Origin of the sequence: Streptomyces sp. NPDC007346, from assembly GCF_040703535.1 — a bacterium.
Lineage (GTDB): Bacteria > Actinomycetota > Actinomycetes > Streptomycetales > Streptomycetaceae > Streptomyces.
The window spans coordinates 1-3,097 of record NZ_JBEYKR010000272.1; the positions used below are offsets into that span (position 1 = coordinate 1).

Sequence of the window (3,097 nt, forward strand, 5' to 3'; positions counted from 1 at the left end):
TCGCGTTGCGGCGGGGCAGGCGCCCGGCCGCCGAGACCGGCGCACACCCCGCCGTTCCCCTCGCGTGTGAGGTGTGGCACGATGCTGGCCACCCCTCGGGGGTGGCCTCACCCCCTCCCCGGGGCCCCAGGAATCACATGGAGACAGACCGCGTGCAGACCTCCGCGCTCCCGGACCTCGCGCACACCGTCACGAAGCCGGTGCACTGGCTCGCCACGGCCGCGGCCATGGCCGGCGTCGTCGCCCTGGCCGGGCTGCTCCAGCCCCGTACGGCCACGGCCACCGCCACGGCCCCCGAGCAGGGGGCCCGGCAGGGCGCGCCCGTGGCCGCCCCGGACCCGGCCCGGGTCGACTTCCCCCTGGAGTGCGGCGGCGCCGGGACCACCGTGGCCAAGCAGGCCCCCGGAGACCTCGACGGGGACGGGCGGCCGGAAACCGTCGCCGTGGTCCACTGCGACGCGGGCTCCGGGACCCCGCCCAGCGGCATCTACGTCCTGACACAGTCGAGCGGGGCCGCACCCCGGATCGTGGCGACCCTGGTGGACCCCGCCGACAGGAAGACCGTCGGGGAGTTCGCCGTACGCGAGGGACGCGTCTCGGCGACCCTGCTCGGCTACTCCTCGCTGGAGGTGCCCCGCTGCTGTCCCGACCAGGAGGAGCAGGCCTCCTGGCGGTGGCAGGGCAACGCCTTCGTCCGCACCTCCGGGGACCTCGCGCGCGCCGTCTGAGCGGCCGCCCCCTCGGATCAGGCCGCGTCCGGCCCGTACACCTCGACGCTGTCCTTCACACGCCGTACGTGGATGCAGTCCCCGGGGCACTCCTTGGCCGAATCGACCACGTCCTGGAGGAGCGTCAGCGGCACCGGGGTGGTGGCCCCCGGGTCCTGGAGGAGCTCGTCGTCCCCGCTCTTCACGTACGCCAGGCCGTCGATGTCCAGCTCGAAGACTTCCGGCGCGTACTGCACGCAGATGCCGTCGCCCGTACAGAGGTCCTGGTCGATCCAGACCTCCAGGTCCTGCTTGTCACTGTCGCCCGGCGAGTCCTGCTGCACGGTCATGTGTCCTGCCGTTCCTGCGTATCCGAACCAATTGGAGCCAGCCCTGACGGGTGTTGAACGCTTCGACGATACAACCGGCGGCTTTCCGATGCCGAAGGGTGGGTATTCCCTTGACGTGAGGGAGAGCGCAAGGGTGAAGATCGGACACACCCCGCAGTCTTTGTGATCTAGGGGTTTCAATCACCACCCACCCAGGTAGGGTCAGGAAGCGTCCAGCTCCCCATGGAGGAGGTGAGGACCGTGGCAGCCCACGACGACGACATCAACCGCGGCATCCGGCCCGCGCGAGGGTCAGAAGACCCGGCCGGCCAGGTTGCCTATCTCGAGCAGGAGATCGCCGTCCTGCGACGTAAGCTCGCCGACTCTCCGCGTCATACGAGGATTCTCGAAGAGCGGATCGTCGAGTTGCAGACGAATCTGGCAGGTGTGTCCGCACAGAACGAGCGGCTCGCCAACACGCTCCGTGAGGCGCGTGACCAGATCGTGGCCCTCAAGGAGGAGGTCGACCGGCTCGCACAGCCACCGGCCGGCTTCGGGGTCTTCCTGCAGGCCAACGAGGACGGCACCTGCGACATCTTCACCGGGGGCCGCAAGCTCCGGGTGAACGTCAGCCCCAGCGTCGAGCTCGAGGACCTCCGGCGCGGCCAGGAGGTCATGCTCAACGAAGCGCTCAACGTGGTCGAGGCCATGGAGTTCGAGCGGGCCGGGGACATCGTCACCCTCAAGGAGATCCTTGAGGACGGCGAGCGCGCCCTGGTGGTCGGGCACACCGACGAGGAGAGGGTGGTGCGGCTCGCGGAACCGCTGCTGGACATCACCATCCGCGCCGGCGACGCCCTGCTGCTGGACTCCAGGTCCGGTTACGTCTACGAAGTGGTCCCCAAGAGCGAGGTCGAGGAGCTCGTCCTCGAAGAGGTTCCGGACATCGACTACGACAAGATCGGCGGTCTGGGCGACCAGATCGAGCTGATCCGCGACGCGGTCGAGCTGCCCTACCTCCACCCGGACCTCTTCAAGGAACACGAACTGCGACCGCCGAAGGGCATCCTGCTCTACGGCCCGCCCGGCTGCGGCAAGACGCTCATCGCCAAGGCCGTCGCCAATTCGCTCGCCAAGAAGGTCGCCGAGGTGACCGGGCAGCCCGCGGGGAAGAGCTACTTCCTCAATATCAAGGGCCCCGAGCTCCTCAACAAGTACGTCGGTGAGACCGAGCGGCACATCCGCCTGGTCTTCCAGCGCGCGAGGGAGAAGGCGAGCGAGGGCACGCCCGTCATCGTCTTCTTCGACGAGATGGAGTCCCTCTTCCGCACCCGTGGCAGCGGCGTCAGCTCGGACGTGGAGAACACCATCGTCCCGCAGCTGCTCGCCGAGATCGACGGTGTGGAGGGCCTGGAGAACGTCATCGTCATCGGCGCCTCCAACCGCGAGGACATGATCGACCCCGCCATCCTGCGGCCCGGCCGACTCGATGTGAAGATCAAGATCGAGCGTCCGGACGCCGAGGCCGCGAAGGACATCTTCGCGAAGTACCTGACCCCGTCGCTCCCGCTGCACGCGGACGATCTGGCCGAGCACACCGGCTCCCGGCCGGCCGCCGCCTACGCCATGATCCAGTCCGTCGTGGAGCGGATGTACACGGAGTCCGAGGAGAACCGCTTCCTGGAGGTCACGTACGCCAACGGCGACAAGGAAGTCCTGTACTTCAAGGACTTCAACTCCGGCGCGATGATTCAGAACATCGTCGACCGGGCAAAGAAGATGGCCATCAAGGCATTCCTCGAACAAGGACAGAAGGGTCTGCGCGTCTCCCACCTCCTCCAGGCATGTGTGGATGAGTTCAAGGAGAACGAGGACCTGCCCAACACCACCAACCCGGACGACTGGGCCAGGATTTCCGGTAAGAAGGGTGAGCGGATCGTCTTCATCCGCACGCTCGTCACCGGAAAGCAGGGCGCGGACACCGGGCGCTCCATCGACACAGTGGCCAATACCGGCCAATACCTGTAATACGCCGACCGGCTGCGGATGCCCGGACCGGGC

General features: G+C 67.9%; 3 protein-coding genes. 2 read left to right on the forward strand and 1 reads right to left on the reverse strand.

Going from position 1 to position 3,097, the window contains the following annotated elements; genetic code table 11:
* Window positions 1-152 precede the first annotated feature (152 nt).
* Window positions 153-728 (forward strand): hypothetical protein, encoded by a 576-nt coding sequence (locus AB0917_RS33860; RefSeq protein WP_366823546.1) that lies wholly within the window; start codon window positions 153-155, stop codon window positions 726-728.
* A gap of 17 nt (window positions 729-745) precedes the next feature.
* Here the strand turns inward: AB0917_RS33860 and AB0917_RS33865 are convergent, their stop codons facing one another.
* A complete protein-coding gene (locus AB0917_RS33865; RefSeq protein WP_366823544.1) occupies window positions 746-1,057 on the reverse strand; it encodes a ferredoxin in 312 nt (103 codons plus the stop codon).
* 240 nt (window positions 1,058-1,297) lie between these two features.
* Between AB0917_RS33865 and arc the strand changes: the two genes are divergently transcribed.
* A complete protein-coding gene (gene arc / locus AB0917_RS33870; RefSeq protein WP_366823545.1) occupies window positions 1,298-3,064 on the forward strand; it encodes a proteasome ATPase in 1,767 nt (588 codons plus the stop codon).
* The last annotated feature ends 33 nt before the right edge of the window (window positions 3,065-3,097 follow it).

What these genes read in the sequence shown, in the direction of transcription:
- AB0917_RS33865 (WP_366823544.1), bottom strand. Translation starts at nt 1,057, where the DNA reads ATGACCGTGCAGCAGGACTCGCCGGGCGACAGTGACAAGCAGGACCTG.